Raw genomic sequence first — 20,502 nt, forward strand, 5'->3', positions numbered from 1 at the left:
TCCCCCCCACCCGGAGCGACCCTCACCCCACCTTGCTCAAGCCCCCCGCCCGGGGCACCGCGTCCCCCTCCGCGAGCCCCCGAGCCACGGGAACGACCACCGGCGCCCCGTCCCCCGGCGCCGCCAGGATGTCCGCGTCCACCCCGTAAAGCTCCTTCACGAGTTCGGCGGTCACCACTTCCCGCGCAGGCCCGTACGCCACGATCCGCCCCTCGTTCATCGCCACCACCGTGTCCGCGTACCGCGCCGCACTCGCCAGATCGTGCAGCACCATCACCACGGTCCGCCCCGCCGCCGCCACCTCCCGCACCAGCGACAGCACCTCCACCGCGTGCCCGAGGTCCAGCGCACTGGTCGGCTCGTCGAGGAGCACGATCGGCGTCTCCTGCGCCAGCACCATCGCCAGCCAGCAGCGCTGCCGCTGACCGCCCGACAACTGGTCGAGCCGCCGCTCGGCGAGCGACAGGGTCCCGGTCGCCTCCAGCGCCGCCCGCACCGCCGCCTCGTCCTCCCGCGACCACTGCCGGAACAGCCCCTGGTGGGGGTGGCGTCCGTACCGTACGAGACCGGCGACGGTCACGGCCTCCGGGGCCTGCGGCGCCTGTGCGAGCAGCGCGATGCGGTGGGCGGCCTTGCGCTGGGTGAGCTGCCAGACGTCTTCGTCCCCGGCCCGCACCGTGCCGGACTCCGGCTTGTGCAGCCGGGCGACGGCCCGCAGCAACGTCGACTTGCCGCACCCGTTGGGTCCGACGATCGCGACGACCTGTCCGCTGGGAACGGTGAGGTCGACGCCGTCCACGACGGGGTGGCCGGGGTATCCGGCGGTGAGCGCCTCTACGGTCAGTTCCACAGGGTTTCAGACCTTTCCTGGCTGAGAGGGACGTGCTGACTTCTTTCCGAACAGGACCCAGAGCAAGAAGGGTCCGCCGAGGACGCTCGTCACGACTCCCACCGGGATCTCCACGGGAGCGATGACCCGCCCGAGCGCGTCCGCACCCGCGACGAGCGCGGCCCCCACCAGGGCCGACCCGAGGATCGGCACCCGCGTGGGACCGCTGAGCCGCCCGGCCAGCACCGGAGCGGCCAGCGCGACGAAGGCGATCGGTCCGCCGATACCGACGGCGATCCCGGACAGTACGACCGCGAGCGCCAGCGTGACGGCCCGCACCCGCGCGACGTTCACACCGAGCGTGGCCGCCATGTCGTCGTCGAACCGCAGCAGTTGGAGCCGACTGCCCGCCACCAGCGCCAGCGGCACCAGGATCAGCAACAAGAACGCGAGCGGCGTGCCGACCGTCCAGTCACGCCCGTTGAGCGAACCGACCGTCCACAGGAACACCCCACCGGCCGTGTTGTCGTTCTCCCGCGACATCACCAGATCGGTGACGGCTCCGATGACGGTCGACACACCGATACCGACCACCAGGATCCGGTACCCGGCGTGCCCGGCCCCGCCCGCACACGCCACCACGACCATCGCGGCGGCGGCCGCGCCGATCGGACCCAGCCACCAGTCGCCGATCATCCCGGTGGACGATCCGACGACGGAGGCGACGACGGCAGCCGTCGCACCGTCGTTGACGCCGATGACGTCGGGGGTGGCGAGGCGGTTTCCGGCCAGTGTCTGGGTGAGGCAGCCCGCGATGCCGAGGGCCGCGCCGACCATCAGGCCGACCGCGATGCGGGGCAGCCTGAACTCCTGGACGAGCATGACGGTGGCGCGGTCGCCGGTGCCGAGCAGCCCCGAAAGGCTGCCGCCGAGGCTCATGCCGGTGGAGCTGGCGAAGGCGGCGAAGGTGACGATCGCGCCGATGAGAACAGCGAGTCCGACCGCCGCGAGAGCGCTGCGGTACGGGAAGAGCCACGACAGGGCGCCGACGCGCACGGGCGTCGAGTCGGGCGGCGTCACCGAGGTCCCGTCCGCGCCCGCGCTCTTGCCCGGTTCGATCCGCGTACTCATGCGCTCGCCCCCGCCGTCGACATCCGCCGCGACCGTGCGATCCAGATCAGCAGCGGTCCTCCGATGAAGGCGAGCAGCACGCTCACCGGTGTCTCCCAGGGCCGGATCACGACCCGCGCGAGCAGATCGGCGACGATCATCACGCACGCCCCGACCAGCCCCGACAGCACCAACTGCCCGGCCATCCTGGGCCCGGTGACGGACCGTGCCGCGTACGGGGCGAGCAGGCCGAGGAACGCGATCGGGCCGGCCAGCGCCACCGCGGATCCGGCGAGCAGCGTCACCGCGACGGCGACGGTCAGCCGGATGCGTCCGGGATGGTGCCCGAGCGACCGCGCGCTGTCGTCACCGAGTGCCAGCGCCGACAACGGGCGTACGCACACGAACGCGACGGCCAGTCCGATCGCGATCAACGGCAGCAGCGGCAGTGTGTCCTCGGCCTTGATGCCCGCGAGGGAGCCGATCGTCCAGTAGCGGTACGTGTCGAAAGTCGACTGCGTGCCGAGCAGGACGTACGACGTGGCCCCGTGGAAGGTCGCCCCGAGCGCGGACCCGGCGAGCACGAGCCGCAGCGGCGATCCGGCCGCCCGCCCCGAAGCCGCCAGCATCAGCACGACGGCGCTCGCCGCCATGCCGCCGACGAGGGCCCAGACCAGCACCGCGTACGCCGAAGTGACGTGGAAGTACGTGAGTCCGATCACAACGCCCAGCGCCGCGCCGGAGTTGACGCCGAGCAGTCCGGTCTCGGCGAGCGGGTTGCGGGTGACGGCCTGAAGGAGGCAGCCCGCCGCGCCGAGCGCGATGCCGACGAGCAGTCCGGCGACCGTGCGGGGCAGTCGTACGTCCATGACGGCCAGCCTGATCTGCGCGTCCGCGCGGGCGGCGGGGTCACCGGTGAGGAAGCCCCACGCCTTGGCGATCGGGTGGGAGCCCGAGCCGATCAGGAGCGACAGCACGCACAGTCCCGCGAGGAGCAGAACGAGGGCGGCGGCCGCCCACAGCGTGGGCCGATGGAGTCTCGCCGAACCCGGTATGGGGGGTTCGGTTCCGGCCTCCCGGACCCGCCCCTCTTGCGCAACCAACATGAAGTTAGCCTAACCTAACCTCGACACGGAACCCCTGGTCGGGGCGGCCCGAACTCCCTGTTGCGACAGGGTCGGTTCGGCATGCCCTCGCTACACGTACCAAGTCGCCCTGTATGTCCGGTTTCCGATCCGGGCAACACTTCGCCTCACCAGCATGGAGATCACGGACATGTCCTCGACCCTCACCCCGCGCGCCCGGCTGACCGCGGTGGCGGCCCTCACTCTGGCCTCCGCCCTCACCCTCTCCGCCTGCGGGTCGGACGACACCGGCTCCGGCGACAAGGGCTCCGGCCAGGCCAAGAACGCCGGGAAGACCGTCGCCGTGACGGACGCCACCGGTGCCGAGGTGAAGGTTCCGGAGGCCCCGAAGAAGGTCATCGCCCTCAGCGAGATGGACCTCGACTCCTCCATCGCGCTCGGCGTGAAGCCGGTCGGCCTGACCGCGGGCCGCGGCCAGAAGGGCGCGCCCGGCTACCTGGCCGAGCAGGCGAAGGGCATTCCGGTCGTCGGTGCGGTCACCGGTCCGGACATCGAGAAGGTCCTCGCGGCCGACCCCGACGTCATCCTCGCGGGCCAGCTCGCCGACAAGCAGGTGCTCAAGCAGCTCCAGGCGATAGCCCCGACCGTCGTCACCATCGACAAGAAGAAGGACTGGAAGAAGTCCCTCGAACTGACCGGCAAGGTGCTCGGCAAGTCCAACGAGGCCGCCGCCTTCGTCAAGGGGTACGAAGCGAAGGTCGCCGAGGTGAAGACCGCGCTGGGCGCGAACGCGGGCAAGTCCGTGTCGGTGGCCCGCTACTCGGCCAAGGGAACGGCCGTCATGCAGCAGGGCGTGTTCATCTCGGACATCATGAAGGACCTGGCCTTCAAGCGCCCGGGCATCCAGAACGAGAAGGGCCAGGGCCACTCGACGCCGCTCAGCGACGAGGACCTGAAGCAGATCGACGCCGACTGGCTGTTCATCGGCACGCTGACGTCGGCGGGCAAGGACGCCAAGCTCTTCGGCGAGCTGAAGGAGAAGGCCGCCTACAAGGAGCTCGGCGCGGTCAAGGAGAAGCACGTCACCGAGATCGACGGCTCCAAGTGGACGAGCCTCGGCGGCGCCCAGGCCGCGATGTCCGTCCTCGACGACATCAAGACCGCCATGTCCGCCAAGTAACCCCACCTGACGCAGGGGCCCCGCCCCCGGGAGCACCACCGCCCGGGGGCGGGCCCGAAGACCCGCCTCCACCACCCTCACCTGCCAAGGACCCCGTCGTGCCCGACACCACCCCCCTCCCCCCCGTCCGGCCCGAGGGCGACGCCCCCACCTGGCCCGAAGCGACCGCCGCCCGCTACCGCGCCGCCGGTTACTGGCAGGGCGAGACCTTCCCCCGGATGCTCGCCGAACGGGCCGAGACCCACGCCACCCGCACGGCGATCACCGACGGCGACCGCCACTGGACCTACGCCGACCTCCACACCCGCGCCACGGAACTCGCCGCCGGGCTCGCCGCCCGTGGCATCACCAAGGGTGACCGCGTCGTGGTCCAACTCCCCAACACCGCCGAGTTCTTCGAGGTGATCTTCGCCCTCTTCCGCCTCGGCGCGCTCCCGGTGTTCGCCCTCCCGGCACACCGCGAAACGGAAATCCGCTACTTCTGCGCATTCACCGAGGCCGTCGCGTACGTCATCCCGTCCACCCACGCGGGCTTCGACCACCGCACCCTCGCCACCAAGGTCAAGGCGGAAGTCCCCACTCTCCGCGAGGTCTTCGTCGTCGGCGACCCCGCCGACGGCCAGACCGCCCTCACCGAAGTCCCGCTTCCCGCAACGGAGTTGCGGGCCGACGAGCCCGCCCCCTCCGACCTCGCCTTCCTCCAGCTCTCCGGCGGCAGCACGGGCGTCCCCAAGCTGATCCCCCGCACCCACGACGACTACATCTACTCGCTCTGGGGCTCCAACGACCTCTGCGGCGTCACCGAGGACTCCGTCTACCTCGTCACCCTCCCCGCCGCCCACAACTTCCCGCTCTCCTCCCCCGGTTCACTCGGCATCCTCTACGCGGGCGGCCGCGTCGTCATGTGCCCGCAGCCCGACCCGGACACCGCGTTCCCGATCATCGAACGCGAGAAGGTCACCATCACCGGCATCGTGCCGCCCCTCGCCCTCGTCTGGACCGAGGCGGGGCCCACCACCCCGTACGACCTCTCCAGCCTCGACGTACTCCTCGTCGGCGGCGCGAAGTTCAGCGAGTCGGCCGCCCGACGGGTCGGCCCCGCACTCGGCTGCACGCTCCAGCAGGTCTTCGGCATGGCTGAGGGCCTCGTCAACTACACGCGCCTGGACGACGATCCGGAGACGATCGTCACCACCCAGGGCCGCCCGATCTCCGACGCCGACGAGATCCGCATCGTCGACGACAACGACGAGGACGTTCCCGAAGGCTCCAGCGGCCACCTGCTGACCCGCGGCCCGTACACCATCCGAGGCTACTGGCGGGCCCCTGAGCACAACGCCCGCTCCTTCACCGCCGACGGCTTCTACCGTACGGGCGACATCGTGCGCCGCACCCCGACCGGCCACCTCGTCGTCGAGGGCCGGGCGAAGGACCAGATCAACCGGGGCGGCGAGAAGATCGCCCCCGAGGAGATCGAGAACATCATCCTCGGCCACCCCGCCGTGCACGACGTGTCCCTGGTCGCCGTCCCGGACGAGTACCTGGGCGAACGCACCCTCGCGTACGTCATCCTGCGGGCCGACGCCGAGCCCCTCAAGTCCATGGCGATCAAGAAGTTCGTACGGGAGAAGGGCCTCGCCGCGTACAAGGTCCCCGACCTCGTCGAGTTCGTCGCCGCGTTCCCGCAGACCGGCATCGGCAAGATCAGCAAGAAGGACCAGCGCTCGATCGCCCAGTCCTGACCCAACAGCTCCCACCCCTCCTGCCGCACGGCTCGGGAACCTCGCAGCACCGCGACCGCTCCCGGCCCCGAGCACCCGCCCCACCGAAAGGCCCCCCGTCATGGCTCTGCCCGCCGTCGCCCCGTACGCGATGCCCACCGCCGACGAACTGCCCGCCAACCGCGTCGCATGGACCGTCGACCCGCAGCGGGCCGTGCTGCTCGTGCACGACCTCCAGAACCACTTCCTCACCGCTTACACCCCCGACACCTCGCCGACCAACGAACTCCTCGCCAACGTCGCCCAGTTGACGAAGGCGGCCCGCGCAGCGGGGATCCCGGTCATGTACTCCGCGCAGCCCGGCGGCCAGTCCCCCGCCGAGCGCGGGCTCCAGCAGGACTTCTGGGGTCCCGGCCTGCCCGACGACGAGCACGCCAAGGCCATCGCGGGCGAGGTCGCCCCGGAGCCCCGCGACACCGTCATCACCAAGTGGAAGTACAGCGCGTACGTACGCACCGACCTGGAGGAGCGGATGCGCATGGCGGGCCGCGACCAGCTCGTGGTCGTCGGCGTGTACGCGCACATCGGCGTGCTGATGACGGCGTGCGACGCGTGGATGCGCGACGTGCAGGCGTTCGTCGTCGCGGACGCCGTCGCGGACTTCTCGCGCGAGGACCACGACATGGCATTGCGCTACGCGGCCGGACGGTGTGCGGTCGTCACGACCACCGACGCCGTACTGAAGGGAATCTGAGCCGATGCCGGACACCACCGAACCCACCACCCTGACCGTCGACCAGATACGGGCGGACGTCGCCGACGTCCTCGGCGAGGACGTCGAGGACATACCCGTCGACGAGAACCTCGTCGACTACGGACTCGACTCGATGCGGATCATGACGCTGGTCGAGCGCTGGCGGCGTGACCACGGCATCACCGCGACCTTCGTGGACCTGGCCGAACAGCCCGCCATCGAGGCGTGGGCACCGCTCCTGGGGGCGGCCTCATGACGACCGCCCCCGCCGCCACCGGCCCGAAGCCCGCCACCGGGCCGCTGCCCGCCACCGGCCTGAAGCTGACCGCCGCCCAGTCGGGCATGTGGTTCGCCCAGGCCCTGGACCCCGCGAGCCCGGCGCAGAACACCGCCGAGTGCCTGGAGATCCACGGGCCGATCGACCCGGAGACCTTCGCCCGGACACTCCGTCAGGTGGTGTCCGAGACGGACGCCTTGCGTGTCCGGATCGTCGAAGACAGCGACGGCCCGCGCCAGTTGGAGATCTCCGACCTCCAACTCCCGCTGCACGTCGCCGATCTCCGCACCTCCGCGAACCCCTTCTCGGAGGCGTACGCCTGGATGCACGCGGACCTCGCCGTCCCCTTCGACCTGGCCGAAGGACCGCTCTTCGCGCACGCCCTGTTCCGCGTCGGCGACGACCGGTGGCTCTGGTACCAGCGGGTCCACCACATCGTGATGGACGGCTTCGGCTACTCCCTCCTCGCCCGCCGCACCGCCGAGGTCTACACGGCGCTCGCGTCCGGCGACACCCCTCCCGACAGCCCGTTCGCGCGGCTCGCGGACCTGGTCGACGAGGACGCCGGATACCGCGTCTCGGAGACGTACGACAAGGACCGCCGCCACTGGGACGGCGCGTTCGCCGACCGTCCCGAGGCCCCCACCCTCGCCGGGCGTACGGCCCTCCCCTCCCGCACCTTCCACCGCCGCAGTGCCCGCCTCTCGCCGCTCGCCACCGACCAGCTGCGCGAGGTGGCCTCCTCCATCAAGGCGACCTGGCCGGAAGTCCTCATCGCCGCACAGGCGTTGTACGTCTCCCGGGCCACCCACACCGAGGAGGTCGTGCTCGGCCTGCCGATGATGGGCCGGATGGGCTCGGTGGCACTGCGCGTGCCCGGCATGGTCATGAACGTGCTGCCGCTGCGCCTCACCGTCACCCCGCAGGCGACGTTCGCGGAGCTGACGCGGCAGGTGGTGCTCGGCATCCGCTCCGCGCGCCGCCACCAGCGCTACCGGTACGAGGACATCCGCCGCGACCTGGGGCTGCTCGGCGAGGGCCGCTCGCTGGTCGGACCGCTGGTCAACGTGATGCCGTTCGACTACGGGCTGACCTTCGCCGGGGCCCGCACCGAGGCCCACAACCTGTCCGCGGGCCCGGTCGAGGACCTCACGGTCAACGTCTACGACCGCACCGACGGCTCCGGTCTGCGCATCGACTACGACGGCAACCCGGCCCTGTACGAGCCCCACGAGCTGGCCCTGCACCAGTCCCGCTTCCTGGAACTCCTGGAACGCGTCGCCGGGTCGGGACCGCACACTCCGCTGGCCGCGCACACCATCGCCCGAGACACCGAACTCACCCTCGTACGGGACGAGTTCAACACCACCGACCACCCGGTGCCCGCCACCACGCTCATCGGCCCGATCGAGGAACAGGCCGCCCGCACCCCGGACGCCCCCGCCCTCGTCTTCGGCGACGAGCAGCTGACGTACGCCGAGCTGAACGCCCGCGCGAACCGGCTCGCCCATCACCTGATCGAGTCCGGCGTACGTCCGGGCGCGCTCGCGGCGGTCGCCGTGCCCCGCTCCCTCGACCTGGTGGTCGCGCTCCTCGCCGTCCTGAAGGCGGGCGGAGCCTACCTCCCGCTCGACCCGGACTACCCGGCGGACCGGCTCTCCTCCATGCTCGCCGACGCTGAACCCGCCTGCGTGATCGCCGACCGCGCGGACCGCGTCCCGGCCTCCGGCACTCCGGTCGTCACCCTCGACGGGCTCGACACGACCCCGTACTCCACCGGGAACCCCACCCCCGGCGTCACCCCGCAGGACCCGGCCTACGTCATCTACACCTCGGGTTCCACGGGCCGCCCCAAGGGTGTCGTCGTCGGACACGCGGCGATCGACAACCGGCTGCGCTGGATGCAGGCAACGTACGAACTCACCCCGGGCGACCGGGTGTTGCAGAAGACTCCGTCCGGCTTCGACGTGTCCGTCTGGGAGTTCTTCTGGGCACTGCGCGTGGGCGCGACGCTGGTCGTCGCCGAGCCCGGCGGCCACAAGGACCCGGCCTACCTGGCCCGCGTCATCCGTGAACAGGCCGTCACCGCCTGCCACTTCGTGCCGTCGATGCTCCAGGTGTTCCTGACGGAACCCGCCGCCTCGGAGTGCACGGGCCTGCGGCACGTGTTCGCCAGCGGCGAGGCGCTGCCCCGCGAGACGGTCCGCGAGTTCGGCCGTGTCCTGGGCGGCGGCGTGCCGCTGCACAACCTGTACGGCCCCACCGAGGCGGCCGTCGACGTGACGTACCACCCCTGCGACACCACGGGCACCGGTACCGTCCCGATCGGCCGTCCCGTCTGGAACACCCGGCTGTACGTCCTGGACGCGGCGCTCCAGCCGTGCCCGCCCGGCGTCAGCGGTGAACTCTTCCTCGCGGGGGTGCAGTTGGCGGACGGCTATCTCGGCCGGCCCGCCCTCACCGCGTCCCGCTTCGTCGCCGACCCGTACGGCCTCCCGGGCAGCCGCATGTACCGCACGGGCGACCTCGCCCGGTGGACCGTGTCCGGCGAGATCGAGTACCTGGGCCGCACCGACCACCAGGTGAAGCTGCGCGGCCAGCGCATCGAACTGGGCGAGATCGAAGCCGAGTTGGCCAACGATCCGACCGTCGGCGCGTCCGGTGTCCTGGTCCGCGAGGACCGTCCGGGCGACCAGCGCCTCGTCGGCTACGTCACCCCGGCCGCCGGAGCCGAACGGCCCGCCCCCGAGGCCCTGCGTGCCCGTCTGGCGCGCACCCTGCCCGAGCACATGGTGCCGGGCGCGATCCTCGTCCTGGACGACTTCCCGCTCAGCCCGAACGGAAAGCTGGACCGCAAGGCCCTCCCCGCGCCGGAGTTCAGCACCACCGCCGACGGCGGCCGGGTCCCGGCCAACCACCGCGAGGAGACCCTCACCCGGTTGTTCGCGGAGATCCTGGGCGTACCCCGGGTCGGCGTCGACGACGCGTTCTTCGACCTCGGCGGCACCTCGCTGCTCGCGGCCCGGCTGGTCGCCCGGGTCCGGGACACCCTCGGCGCGGAACTCACCATCGGCACCCTGTTCCAGGCCCAGACCCCGGCCTCGCTCGCCGCCCAACTGGACGCGGGCAACACGGATTCGGACCACGCACTGGACACCCTGCTGCCGCTGCGCGCCACGGGCGAGCGCACTCCGCTCTTCGCGTTCCACCCGGCGGGCGGCATCAGCTGGTGCTACTCCGGGCTGCTGTCCCGCCTCGACACCCGGCAGCCGGTGTACGGCCTCCAGGCGCGCGGTCTGCACGGCGACGGCGAGCGACTCCCCGCCACCATGGAGGAGATGGCCGCCGACTACATCGAGGCGATGCGCACCGTGCGCCCGCACGGCCCGTACCGGCTGATCGGCTGGTCGGTGGGCGGCGTACTGGCGCACACGGTCGCCGTACGGCTCCAGGAGGCGGGCGAGCAGGTCGAGTTGCTGGCGCTGATGGACGCCTACCCGTCCGACCAGTGGCAGGACTCGGCGATCCCGGCCGAGGCGGACGCGCTGACCGCACTGCTGCGGATGGCCGGTTACGACCGTACGGACGAGCTGACCCGTGAGGACGTCCTGGCGACCCTGCACCGGGAGGGCAGCGCACTGGCCGGGCTGCCGGACCGCACGCTGTCCGCCGTGGTCGACATCGTGGTCAACAACGCCCGCCTGATGCGGGCCCACCGGCACCGCCCCTTCACGGGCGACGTACTCTTCTTCACGGCCGCCGCGCCGCGCGAGGAGAGCTGGCTGACGCCGGACGCATGGGCCCCGTACCTCACGGGACGGCTCGTCAACGACGAAATCGACTGCCTGCACCCGGAGTTGACGCAGCCCGGCCCGCTCGATGAGGTCTGTGCCGTTCTCGCCGACCGCCTGAAGGAGCTGGACCACGCATGACGCACTCCCCCTTCGACCCGCCCGAGCAGCAGCCCGCCGACGAGGCGACACACCTGCTGCTGCGCAACGACGGCGGCGCGTACTCGCTGTGGCCGGTGTTCCGTGAGGTGCCGCAGGGCTGGGCGACGGTGTTCGGCCCGGCTCCGTACGGGCAGTGCACCGCGTATCTCCAGGAATCACCTGCCTGAGCCCACGAGCTGTGCGGGGCCGCCACACTCCGTGGCGGCCCCGCGCTGCTCTGCTAGGCCAGCAACTCCCTGAGCCCGTCCGCGAGTTCGGTGCGCCAGCACAGGTAGTCGTGCCCGCCGTTGTACTCCCGGTACGCGGCGTCGTCGTACCCCTTCTTCTCCAGCGTGTCGCGGAGCCTGCGGGCGGCGGGCAGCGCCACCCACTCCTGCTCGCCGACCGACAGCCAGAACCGTACGGGCAGCCGCTCCGCCGCCTCGATCCGCCCGGTCAGCCACTCGGAGCTCTCCGGGTCCGGCCCGTCCGGCCACCAGAACGAGCCCGACTGCGCCAGCACCCGTCCGAACCGCTCCGGCGCGCACACGGCGGCGTACGCGGCGGTGAGCCCGCCGAGGCTCTGCCCGGCGACCACCGTCCGCGCGGGGTCCTCGGTCAGGGACCAGCGCGCCCCCGCCCACGGCAGCAGCTCCCGCTCCAGGAACCCCACGAACCTTTCGTTGCAGGCGAGTTCGTCCCAGCGCACGCCGGAGTCGATCGACTCGGGCAGCAGCGCGACGAGCGGCGGAATCCGCCCGTCGGCGACGAGGTTGTCGAGCAGGGCGGCCACGTCGAGCCCCGGCTGCCACATCTCGCCGTCCATCAGCACCAGCACGGGCAGGTCGCGCCCGCCGCCCGGCGGCTCGTACACGTGGACCCGGCGCTCGTTGCCGAGGATCTCGCTGCGCACGACGTGCTCGCTGACGTTCCCTCGCGCGACGCCGTCCCGCCGCTGCCAGTCACCGCCGCGAGGGGCCTCGGGCAACTCGACGCAGGAGACGGGTTCTCCGCCCCAACGGCGGCTCAGTGTGAGCGAGTTGAGCGGGTCGGCCCGTTGCGGTCGGCTGCGCAGCCACGGCCAGTACGCCGCCCCCTCGCCCTCCGGCGCGCCGCCCTCGTCCACGTGGAAGCCGTACGTGGCCCGCCAGTCGGCCCGCATGCGCACCGACCAGTGCCAGACGTCGGTGCCGGGCACCCGCTCCATCAGGTTGCGGGCCATGTCCCGGGGGTCGACGACCTTGTTCGGCATGCAGAGGACCGCGCGGGTCTCCGCCGTCCCACGCCACAGGAAAGTGACGACCCGGTACGCGGGATCGCCCGCCGGATCGGGCTCGACGACCGGCGCGCCACCGGCCCCACGGACCGCTCCCCAGAAGTCGCCCTCCGCGACGGCCCACGCCACCCATGCGCTGTCCGCACGCTCCACGGGCTCCGGCCGGGCGATCCGGGGCGGCCGACGGGTGGTCCCGGCGGGCGGCGGGGCGGTCAGCGGCATGGGGGCCTCCAGCGAACACTTCGACGGCGATATCTCCGAATAAGGTTCACCTTACTTGGCTTGCCCGGAGGTGTTCGCGTGGCCTCACACCCCTCTGACCAGGGCGCCCAGCGTCCGCACGGGGGCCGGTTCGGTGCGCTGGGCGCGCATGGCCCCCCGTGCCAGGTCGACCAGTTCCGCGGGCGTGAGGTCGTCGAGAGTCCGCCGGAAGGCGGCGATGAGGTCGGCCGCCGTGTCGGTCAGGGCGGCGTCGCCGGTCGGTCGCGCGGGCAGGTCGCCGCTCTCGGCCAGCAGGAGAGCGCTGCTCAGGGCATAGAGCTGGGCGGTGCCCGCCTCGCGCACGGTGAGCGAGAGGTGCACGGAGGACTCCTCGCCCGAGGACTCGCCACCGGAGGACTCCCCATCGGGGAAGTCCTCGCCGACGGCCCGCACGGAGTCGGCCCTCACGGCGCTCGCACGGTGCGCGTACCCCCGGGGCACGTACAGGACCTCACCCGGCCGCAGTACGGCGTCCAGGAGCAGCGGCCCGGGGTTGCCCTGCTCCCGCTCGGGCTGCCAGTTCCCGTCGACGGGCCCGCCGTACACCTGCCAGCGTTTCGCGCCGTGCAGCTGTACGGCCAGTACGTCGGCGTCGTCGCGGTGCACGGGGCGCCCGGTGGTGCCGGGCGGGGTGAGGAAGCAGAACGCCTCGACCTGGCGGGCGAAGCGTTCGGCGAGGGTGTCGGTGAGCGCGCGGACGCCCGCGTGCCACTGGTCGACGTACCGGAAGAGCAGCGTCACGCGCTCCTCCTGGACGATGCGGCGCACCGCTTCCGCGTCGACGTAACCGTCGGCGATCTCACCGAGGACGACGCGCGGCGCGCAGAAGCGCTCCGCCGGTACGGTGCCGTGCTCGTGGACGAGCTGGGCGTAGGGGGCGGTGAGCAGTCCGGCGTCGAGCACCCCGTCGAGGTCGGCGACGGTCAGGACGCCGACGGGCGGGTCATGGGGGCGGAGCACGACGGGTGCTTGCCGCCAGTGGTCGGCGAAGAAGGCGCTTTCATCGTGCACGAGTCGTGCGAGCCAGTCCGTTGCCATCGGGTTCATGGGGAGGGTTGTGATCCGTTTCGCTCAGGCCGTCGGTCGGCTGCTGAAGGCGTGCGGGCGGGCGCTCGCCACCAGGTCCAGGGGGTCGACGTCGGCGAGCCGCTTCCTGAGGTGGTCGAGGAGACCGGCGGCGGTGGCGAGCAACGCCGTGTCGTCGAGCGGGCGTCCGGGCAGGGTGAGGCCCTCCGCGAGCCGTTCGAGGAGTGCGGTGCGCAGGTGGTCGGTGCCCGCCTCCCGGATCACCACCGTGAGGTGCGAGGAGGGCTCGCCCTCGACGGCTTCGGCGGTGTGCGCGAACCCCCGTGGCACGTAGAGGACTTCACCGGTCCGTACGATGGTGTCCAGGAGCACCGGGCCCGGGTCGTCCTCGCGAACCGGCTGCCAGTGCCCGTCGGCGGGTCCGCCGTACACCTGCCAGTGCTTGGCTCCGCCGAGCTGGAGGGCGATCAGGTCGCCGTCGTCGCGGTGCACGGGGCCGCGGCGTCCTGGCTGGGAGTGGAAGTAGAAGGCTTCGACCAACCGCCCGAAGCGGGCCGCGAAGTCACCTGTCAGGGAACGCACTTGGGGGTGCCACTGGTCGATGTAGCGCAGTTGCAGCGTGGCGCGCTCGGTGTCGATGAGGTCGCGGACGGCCTGTCCGTCGACATACCCGTCCACGGGCTTGCCCGTGACGGTGCGCTGCGGACAGAAACGCTCGTCGGGGATCTGCCCCTGCGCGGTGTACAGCCCCGCGTACGGGACGCGCAGCAGCCCCGCGTCGAGGGCGGCGTCCCGGTCTGCCGCCGTGAACACGTCGAGCGGCGGATCGACCGGCCGGAACAGGGCGGGCCCTTTCCGCCAGTACGTGGAGAGAAGTGCCTCCGGGTCGGGCACACAGCGTCCGAACCAGTCCATGGCCCGCCTTCCGATCTGTTCTGCGCTTCTGTTCTGCGCGTCTGTTCTGTGCGTCAGCAAGTTCAATGCCCAGCACAGCAAGTGAGGGACCGTCAGATCTCGCTTCGGGTCCCTCACTCCCTGGATGTACGGAGGATGTACGGGGGTGTACGGGCTGACTAGATGACGTCCGGGTAGCAGGCGCCGCACCCGGCGACGACACTCTGCTGGGTGGAAGCGCCCGACGGCTGGGCGAGGGCGGAGGGCGCGAAGATGGCGCCGCCGACGACGGCCGCAGCGGCCACGGAGAGCGCGGCGCGCTGCGAGACGAGGCTGCGTCGCGAGGCGGAAACGGCCTGCGCGGGTACGGCCTGCTGGGAAACGTGCATGGCGGAACTCCTGTGTTCGGAAGGTGGGTCGGGCCACCCTGATCCGGGGGCCCGCACTCATGATCACCACCCTCTTCGGCACCGAGGAGACCCCCTGATGGGTTCCATACGGCGTCCCCCCGTTCTTGACGCCTCCGCTACACCCCCGGCCCGCACCTCCATCCAGGAGGGAGAGCGGGGCCCGGCCGGAGCGGTGGGTGTCGCACCACGGAGCACGAGGTGCACGCGCGGTGCGACCGCCAGGGCCGCCAGGGCCTCGGGAGGAGGCCCCGCGAAGCTCTCGGCCGCCGTCATGACGGCTGGTTGCCGTGGTCGCGGGTGGGCAGGGTGACGTACTGCGTGTTCAGCATCTTCAGCATCGCGAGGGCGTCGACGCCTTACCCGCGAAAGACAGCGGCCGGTACCGAAATCAGCGTTTCCGACTGCTACTTGGCGGTCGACCGGTAGCGTCTCCGTTCGCCACCCGCCCACAGGAACACAGTCGGGCCGGGGCCGTCGAGAGCTGAAGGAGCGTGTACTCATGATGAATGTGGAGACGTCTTTGAAAGAGGCGATGACCTCGATCGAGGGCAGTGTGGGAGCTGCGCTGGTCGACTACACGAGTGGCATGGCGCTGGGCACGCTGGGCGGTAGCAAGGACCTCGATCTGACGGTGGCCGCCGCAGGCAACACCGACGTGATCCGCGCGAAACTCCGCGCCATGGAAATGCTCGGCCTCAAGGACGAGATCGAGGACGTGCTGATCACTCTCAGCGGTCAGTACCACCTCATCCGGCTGCTCAGGGGCAGGGGGAGCAACGGCCTGTTCCTGTACCTCGTCCTGGACAAGGGCAGGGCGAACCTGGCCATGGCCAGGCACCAACTCAAGCGCATCGAGGCCGAACTGGAGCTGTAGCCGCTCTCCTGCCTCCCGGCTCCCCATGCCCACGAGTTGAAGAATTCTTCAACTCGGAACATCCGAATGTGATGGGTCATGGGTGTGCCGGAGCCGGAAGGGGGGAGGATGGCGGCAGCTGTGCGCCGGGGGAAGCGCCAGGTCGAGCTGGCGGCTGAGGGAATGATCGAACTCGGGTGGGAGTGTTGTTGCATGCAGGTGCCGCTGTACCAGGCGAAGGCCGAATTCTTCCGCATGCTCGGGCATCCCGTCCGGATCCGCGTACTGGAACTGCTCCAGAACGGGCCCGTGCCCGTGCGCGACCTGCTGAACGAGATCGAGGTCGAACCGTCCAACCTGTCCCAGCAACTTGCGGTGCTGCGCCGGTCCGGAATCGTCGTCTCCATCCGTGACGGCGCCACCGTCAGCTACGCCCTCGCCGGGGGCGACGTGGCGGAACTCCTGCGGGCCGCGCGCCGCATCCTCACGGAACTGCTCTCCGGCCAGAGCGAGTTGCTCGCGGAACTCCAGCATGCGGACGCCGACGCGGGGACCGGCTCGTCCACGAGGTGACGCCCCTACCCCGGCAAGCCCACTGGATCAGCGAGGTACTCCCGCCTCAACGCCACCATCGACCTCATGGCCCATGCCTCTCACCCGGCAACCACTCACCCCGGGACGAGATCGCCCCGCCCTCACCGACGATTCCGGACAACAGAAAGTGCGGGCTGAGACGAATCTCAACCCGCACTTCGCGGCAACCCATGGGCTACCAGTCGGTGTCCGAGGGGGGACTTGAACCCCCACGCCCGATAAAGGGCACTAGCACCTCAAGCTAGCGCGTCTGCCATTCCGCCACCCGGACAAGGTGTCTGTCGTTCCGGGGCTTTTTGTGCTGTCCCGTTCCGACATGGAAAACAATACCAGGGGTTCGGGGTGGGTTTCACCTGCGTATTGCGTGGTCAGTGACCTGCGGCCGCCTTGTTGGAGGCGATCCAGTCGTCGTTGTGCTGCCACGCGTACAGGGTGTCGCCGTCCGTGTACGCGTAGTAGATCTCGCAGCGGTGGGTGGCCTGCTTGCCCGTGGTTTGCTTCGGGAACCACGGGGCCTGGAGCTCCGGGTCCTTCGCCCTCTGGTCCTTGGGGAGGGGCTTGCAGGTGGCGGGGAGGGGGTTGGCGGGGGTCTTGGGGAGGGTGGCCTTCATGAGGCGTTCGCCGCCGGTGGTCTTCATCGCGTACGAGATCTCCTGTGCGGCGTCGGGGAGCCAGCGCGGGACCGAGGTGCGGGCCTCCTTGGCGGCCGTGCCGGTGGCGTAGGTGGCGGACTCCTCGTGACGGCCCTCGTACCAGTCGTAGGCGGCCGGGACCGCGACGAGGCCGAGGAAGGCGGCTCCGGCGACGGTGGCGCTGGCGGTGGCTGCGATGAGGGCGGCGCGCTTCACGGGGTGCTCCTGAAGGGGGTGCGGCGGTGGGGGTGTCAGTTCCATCCTTGGGGCGGATTCGGCCGTTCGGGTCAGCCCGGAGGACCGTTGTACGTACGACTGAAGTGGCATGCGGGGAGGTGCCCACCTAGGGGGTCGGAGGCGGCCTAGCCTCGCCGGGTGAGCACTCAGGAGCCGAGCACCGGCAGCCGGAACCAGCCGCGTTATCGCAGGCCGAGGGCGCTTTCGCCGTTGCGGGAGCATCTGCGGGACACCTTCTGGTTCGCCCCCACCGCAGGACTCGTGCTGGTGCTGCTGCTGTGGTGGGCGGCGTCCGGGGTCGATCAGGCGGTCGTCGGCCTCATGCGGGCGGACGGCGACTACGCGGGGATCGCCGAGCTCATCGGGTACGCCGACGACGCCAAGACGATCATCACGACCGTCAGCTCGGCGATGATGACCTTCATCGGTGTGGTCTTCAGCATCTCGCTGGTGGCCGTGCAGATGGCCAGCGGGCAGTTCAGTCCGCGGGTGGTGCGGATCTTCGTGCGGAGCCGGATCACGAAGCTGACCTTCTCCGTTTTCCTGGCGACGTTCGTCCTGTCGCTGCTGGTGCTGGCGGCGTACGACGGCGAGACCGACCCCGAGCGAGTGGGCACCGTACCGCTGGTCCAGAGCGTGGTGACGATGCTGATGGTCGCGTTGAGTCTGGCGTTGTTCATCGCGTACGTGAACTCGACGCTGCGGCTGATGCGCGTCAGCCATGTGATCGACCGGATCAGCCGGGCGTCGCTGGCGCTGCTGAAGAAGCAGGAGCGGGAGTGGGACGAGGACGTCGTGCTGGGGGCGGAGACCGCGCGGTTCACGCATCAGGGGCGGGCCGGGGTACTGCGGGACGTGCACATCGCACGCCTGGTGCGGGTGGCGAGGCGGCGCGGGGCGGTGCTGCGACTGATCCCGCGGATCGGGGACTTCGTCGTGCCGGGGACACCCGTGATCGCTGTTCACGGAGGGGAAGGGGTGACGAAGAAGGCGGTGCGGCATTCCGTGTCGGTGGGGGTGGAGCGGACGTTCCACCAGGATCTCGGGTTCGGGCTGCGGCAGCTCGCGGACATCGCGCTGCGGGCACTGTCCCCGGCCGTGAACGATCCGACCACCGCCGTGCAGGCCCTGGACCGGATCGTGCAGTTCCTGGCGGTGGCCGTGGAGCTGCCCCTGGGTGCGCTGCGGCACCGGGACGGGGAGGGGCGGGTGCGGTTCGTGCAGGCCGTACCGGGGTGGGCGGATCTGGTGGATCTGGGGCTGACCGAGATCCGCGGGGTCGTGGCCGGGAATCCGCAGGTGTCGCGGCGGATGGTGGCCGGGCTCGACGATCTGCTGCTGCTCGCGCCCGAGGAGCGGCGGGGCGTGCTGGAACGGCACCGTGCGCTCCTGGTGGAGGTGGTGGAGCGCACGGTGCCCGACGCGGCGGACCGGGAGTTCGCGCTCACTGCCGACCGGCAGGGGATCGGGTGAGGGGCCGTCCCTTCCGTCAGGAGCGGTGGGGAGCAACCCCGCCCTGCTCCTCGCCCCCGCCGAACGCCGCGTCGAACGCCGCGCTCGGCGGGTCGAAGTCGAAGCGCTTCAGGTGGGAAAGGGCCTCGGGGGCCCCGGACAGCCGGTCCATGCCCGCGTCCTCCCACTCCACGGGCATGATCGGCGGGGCGAGGGGGACGCCCTCGGGGAAGCGGACCGGGCCCGGGACGCCGATGCCCGCGCCGTCGAAGCCTTCCGCGATGCCGGACGCCTTGAGCTTGGCGGCCATGGCGAGGGCCTGCTCGAAGACCGCGACCGGGCCTTCGCGTACGTCCATGGGGTGGTTGAGGTGCCCCAGGACCTCCAGCTCGGCGTTGGTGACGGCCACGTCGATCGACGTGGCGCCGATGTCGATGCCGAGGAACCGGAGTCAGGGGGCGAGGCGGATGTTGTGTGAACGACGGCCGCCGCGCGAGGCGGCGAGTCCGTCGGCGACGACGAGCCCGGTTTCGAGGAGCCGGTCCACCTCGACGGCGACTCTGGAACGGGACATGTCGACCTGCATCACCGAGCTGGGCGCGGGAGTCGGGGCCGCCGTCGCGCAGCAGGCGGAGCAGTCGCGCCTGGTGCACGTTCGCGGGTCGAGCCGTCATGCGCCTCACATGCCCCTCCTGCCTCATCGGCCTGCCTCGGGCTCCGTCGGGCGGACGGGCCGGGCGGGCTTGGGAGGGGGACGTAGCAGTGGCTGCCGAAGGGGGGAAGAAGTCGAGCCGGAATCGGTTTCAACTTTCTCCAGCGTCAGGACAAAGTAGCGGCCGGGGGCATGCGCATGCCCGAAACCATTGCGGGAGCCCGGTTCGCAACAAGGGCGGCGGCGGGACCAACGAACCTAGGGGCAGCGCACGATCTGGCCCGCGTACGACAGGTTGCCGCCGAAGCCGAACAGCAGCACCGGGTCGCCCGAGCGCAGCTCCCCGCGCTCGACCAGCTTCGAGAAGGCCATCGGGATGCTCGCCGCCGACGTGTTGCCGGAGTCCACGACGTCGCGGGCGACGACCGCGTTGACCGCGCCGATCCGCTGCGCCAGCGGCTCGATCAGGCGGAGGTTGGCCTGGTGCAGGACGACTCCGGCCAGGTCCTCGGGGGCGATCCCGGCCCGCTCGCACACCTTGCGGGCGATCGGCGGGAGCTGGGTGGTGGCCCAGCGGTACACGGTCTGCCCGACCTGTTCGAAGCGCGGCGGGGTGCCCTCGATCCGTACCGCATGCCCCATCTCCGGTACGGAGCCCCACAGGACCGGGCCGATCGCGCCCGCGTGCGTGGCGGCGAAGTCGCCCGCCCCGGACTCGGTCGCCTCGACGACCGCCGCGCCCGCCCCGTCGCCGACCAGGACGCAGGTGGAGCGGTCCGTCCAGTCGGTGATCTCGGTCATCTTGTCCGCGCCGATGACCAGGACCCGGGTCGCCGATCCGGCCCGTACCGCGTGGTCGGCGGTGGCCAGGGCGTGCGTGAAGCCCGAGCAGACGACGTTGAGGTCCATGACGGCGGGCGAGCCCATGCCGAGCCGGGCGGCGACCCGGGCGGCCATGTTCGGCGAGCGGTCGATGGCGGTGGAGGTCGCGACCAGGACGAGGTCGATGTCCGCCGGATCGAGGCCCGCGGAGGCGAGGGCCTTGGCCGCCGCGTGCGCGGCCAGCTCGTCGACCGGCTCGTCCGGGCCCGCGACGTGCCGGGTCTTGATGCCGACGCGGCTGGTGATCCATTCGTCGCTGGTGTCGACCAGTCGGGCCACGTCTGCGTTCGTGAGCACCTTGGCCGGCTGGTAATGCCCGAGCGCGACGATCCGTGAACCGGTCATGTGGCGCCTCCACCCCTCATTGCGGACAGTCGGAGCGACCCAGTCTTCTTTGTGACTCACCGGTACGAGGGCGCGTGAATCAACAGCATTCGCCACCCAG

General features: G+C 71.2%; 18 protein-coding genes, 1 tRNA gene and 1 pseudogene. 9 read left to right on the forward strand and 11 right to left on the reverse strand.

What is annotated here, in order from left to right:
- Positions 1-22 precede the first annotated feature (22 nt).
- The 3 genes from OG897_RS16180 to OG897_RS16190 are packed head-to-tail and all read right to left on the reverse strand — an operon-like array spanning position 23 to position 3,045.
- Positions 23-850, reverse strand: a complete 828-nt coding sequence (locus OG897_RS16180) for an ABC transporter ATP-binding protein (RefSeq protein ID WP_266657422.1) — start codon at positions 848-850, stop codon at positions 23-25.
- Positions 851-856: 6 nt separating this feature from the next.
- Positions 857-1,960: an iron chelate uptake ABC transporter family permease subunit gene (locus OG897_RS16185; protein ID WP_266657423.1), complete on the reverse strand. Its 1,104-nt coding sequence runs from the start codon at positions 1,958-1,960 to the stop codon at positions 857-859.
- Positions 1,957-3,045, reverse strand: a complete 1,089-nt coding sequence (locus OG897_RS16190) for an iron ABC transporter permease (protein WP_266657424.1) — start codon at positions 3,043-3,045, stop codon at positions 1,957-1,959. The genes OG897_RS16185 and OG897_RS16190 overlap by 4 nt, the downstream gene beginning before the upstream one ends.
- Before the next feature lie 154 nt (positions 3,046-3,199).
- Between OG897_RS16190 and OG897_RS16195 the strand changes: the two genes are divergently transcribed.
- The 6 genes from OG897_RS16195 (at position 3,200) to OG897_RS16220 (ending at position 11,076) form a co-directional block, all read left to right on the forward strand.
- Positions 3,200-4,204 carry an iron-siderophore ABC transporter substrate-binding protein gene (locus OG897_RS16195; protein ID WP_266657426.1) on the forward strand — a complete coding sequence of 335 codons (1,005 nt, stop codon included), beginning with the start codon at positions 3,200-3,202 and terminating at the stop codon, positions 4,202-4,204.
- A 98-nt stretch (positions 4,205-4,302) separates the two neighbouring features.
- Entirely contained in the window at positions 4,303-5,946 is a 1,644-nt protein-coding gene (locus tag OG897_RS16200) for a (2,3-dihydroxybenzoyl)adenylate synthase (RefSeq protein WP_266657428.1), read from the forward strand.
- Between the two features lie 100 nt (positions 5,947-6,046).
- Complete coding sequence (locus OG897_RS16205) at positions 6,047-6,679, forward strand: isochorismatase family protein (protein ID WP_266657430.1); 633 nt, start codon at positions 6,047-6,049, stop codon at positions 6,677-6,679.
- Between the two features lie 4 nt (positions 6,680-6,683).
- The gene (locus OG897_RS16210; RefSeq protein ID WP_266657432.1) at positions 6,684-6,935 is read left to right on the forward strand and encodes a phosphopantetheine-binding protein; all 252 of its coding nucleotides are present in this window, start codon (positions 6,684-6,686) and stop codon (positions 6,933-6,935) included.
- Positions 6,932-10,888, forward strand: coding sequence for an amino acid adenylation domain-containing protein (locus OG897_RS16215; RefSeq protein WP_266657434.1), 3,957 nt, complete (start codon positions 6,932-6,934; stop codon positions 10,886-10,888). The genes OG897_RS16210 and OG897_RS16215 overlap by 4 nt, the downstream gene beginning before the upstream one ends.
- A complete protein-coding gene (locus tag OG897_RS16220; protein WP_266657436.1) occupies positions 10,885-11,076 on the forward strand; it encodes an MbtH family NRPS accessory protein in 192 nt (63 codons plus the stop codon). Before OG897_RS16215 ends, OG897_RS16220 begins: the two co-directional genes overlap by 4 nt.
- Before the next feature lie 53 nt (positions 11,077-11,129).
- On the opposite strand, the gene fes is transcribed toward OG897_RS16220, so the two are convergent.
- The 4 genes from fes to OG897_RS16240 all read right to left on the reverse strand — a co-directional run bounded on the left by fes (position 11,130) and on the right by OG897_RS16240 (position 14,734).
- Positions 11,130-12,386 (reverse strand): enterochelin esterase, encoded by a 1,257-nt coding sequence (fes, locus tag OG897_RS16225; protein ID WP_266657438.1) that lies wholly within the window; start codon positions 12,384-12,386, stop codon positions 11,130-11,132.
- Positions 12,387-12,470: 84 nt separating this feature from the next.
- Positions 12,471-13,472 carry a cupin domain-containing protein gene (locus OG897_RS16230; protein ID WP_266657440.1) on the reverse strand — a complete coding sequence of 334 codons (1,002 nt, stop codon included), beginning with the start codon at positions 13,470-13,472 and terminating at the stop codon, positions 12,471-12,473.
- Positions 13,473-13,496: 24 nt separating this feature from the next.
- Positions 13,497-14,366: a cupin domain-containing protein gene (locus OG897_RS16235; protein WP_266657442.1), complete on the reverse strand. Its 870-nt coding sequence runs from the start codon at positions 14,364-14,366 to the stop codon at positions 13,497-13,499.
- 158 nt (positions 14,367-14,524) lie between these two features.
- Positions 14,525-14,734, reverse strand: coding sequence for a hypothetical protein (locus OG897_RS16240; protein WP_266657444.1), 210 nt, complete (start codon positions 14,732-14,734; stop codon positions 14,525-14,527).
- 520 nt (positions 14,735-15,254) lie between these two features.
- Here OG897_RS16240 and OG897_RS16245 point away from each other — a divergent pair.
- Both OG897_RS16245 and OG897_RS16250 read left to right on the forward strand, forming a co-directional pair.
- Positions 15,255-15,629, forward strand: a complete 375-nt coding sequence (locus OG897_RS16245; RefSeq protein ID WP_266657446.1) for a hypothetical protein — start codon at positions 15,255-15,257, stop codon at positions 15,627-15,629.
- Positions 15,630-15,821: 192 nt separating this feature from the next.
- Positions 15,822-16,181, forward strand: a complete 360-nt coding sequence (locus OG897_RS16250) for a helix-turn-helix transcriptional regulator (RefSeq protein WP_266660216.1) — start codon at positions 15,822-15,824, stop codon at positions 16,179-16,181.
- A gap of 207 nt (positions 16,182-16,388) precedes the next feature.
- Here OG897_RS16250 and OG897_RS16255 read toward each other — a convergent pair.
- Positions 16,389-16,473 (reverse strand) — tRNA-Leu (locus OG897_RS16255).
- A gap of 97 nt (positions 16,474-16,570) precedes the next feature.
- Positions 16,571-17,050, reverse strand: a complete 480-nt coding sequence (locus OG897_RS16260) for a hypothetical protein (protein ID WP_266657448.1) — start codon at positions 17,048-17,050, stop codon at positions 16,571-16,573.
- A 159-nt stretch (positions 17,051-17,209) separates the two neighbouring features.
- On the opposite strand from OG897_RS16260, the gene OG897_RS16265 reads away from it, so the two are divergent.
- Entirely contained in the window at positions 17,210-18,544 is a 1,335-nt protein-coding gene (locus tag OG897_RS16265) for a DUF2254 domain-containing protein (RefSeq protein WP_266657450.1), read from the forward strand.
- Positions 18,545-18,716: 172 nt separating this feature from the next.
- Here the strand turns inward: OG897_RS16265 and OG897_RS16270 are convergent.
- Positions 18,717-19,197 (reverse strand): annotated as a pseudogene (locus OG897_RS16270) (sugar kinase); the annotation flags it as partial.
- A 236-nt stretch (positions 19,198-19,433) separates the two neighbouring features.
- Complete coding sequence (locus OG897_RS16275) at positions 19,434-20,402, reverse strand: beta-ketoacyl-ACP synthase III (protein ID WP_266657452.1); 969 nt, start codon at positions 20,400-20,402, stop codon at positions 19,434-19,436.
- Positions 20,403-20,502 lie beyond the last annotated feature (100 nt).

Origin of the sequence: Streptomyces sp. NBC_00237 (assembly GCF_026342435.1) — a bacterium.
Lineage (GTDB): Bacteria > Actinomycetota > Actinomycetes > Streptomycetales > Streptomycetaceae > Streptomyces.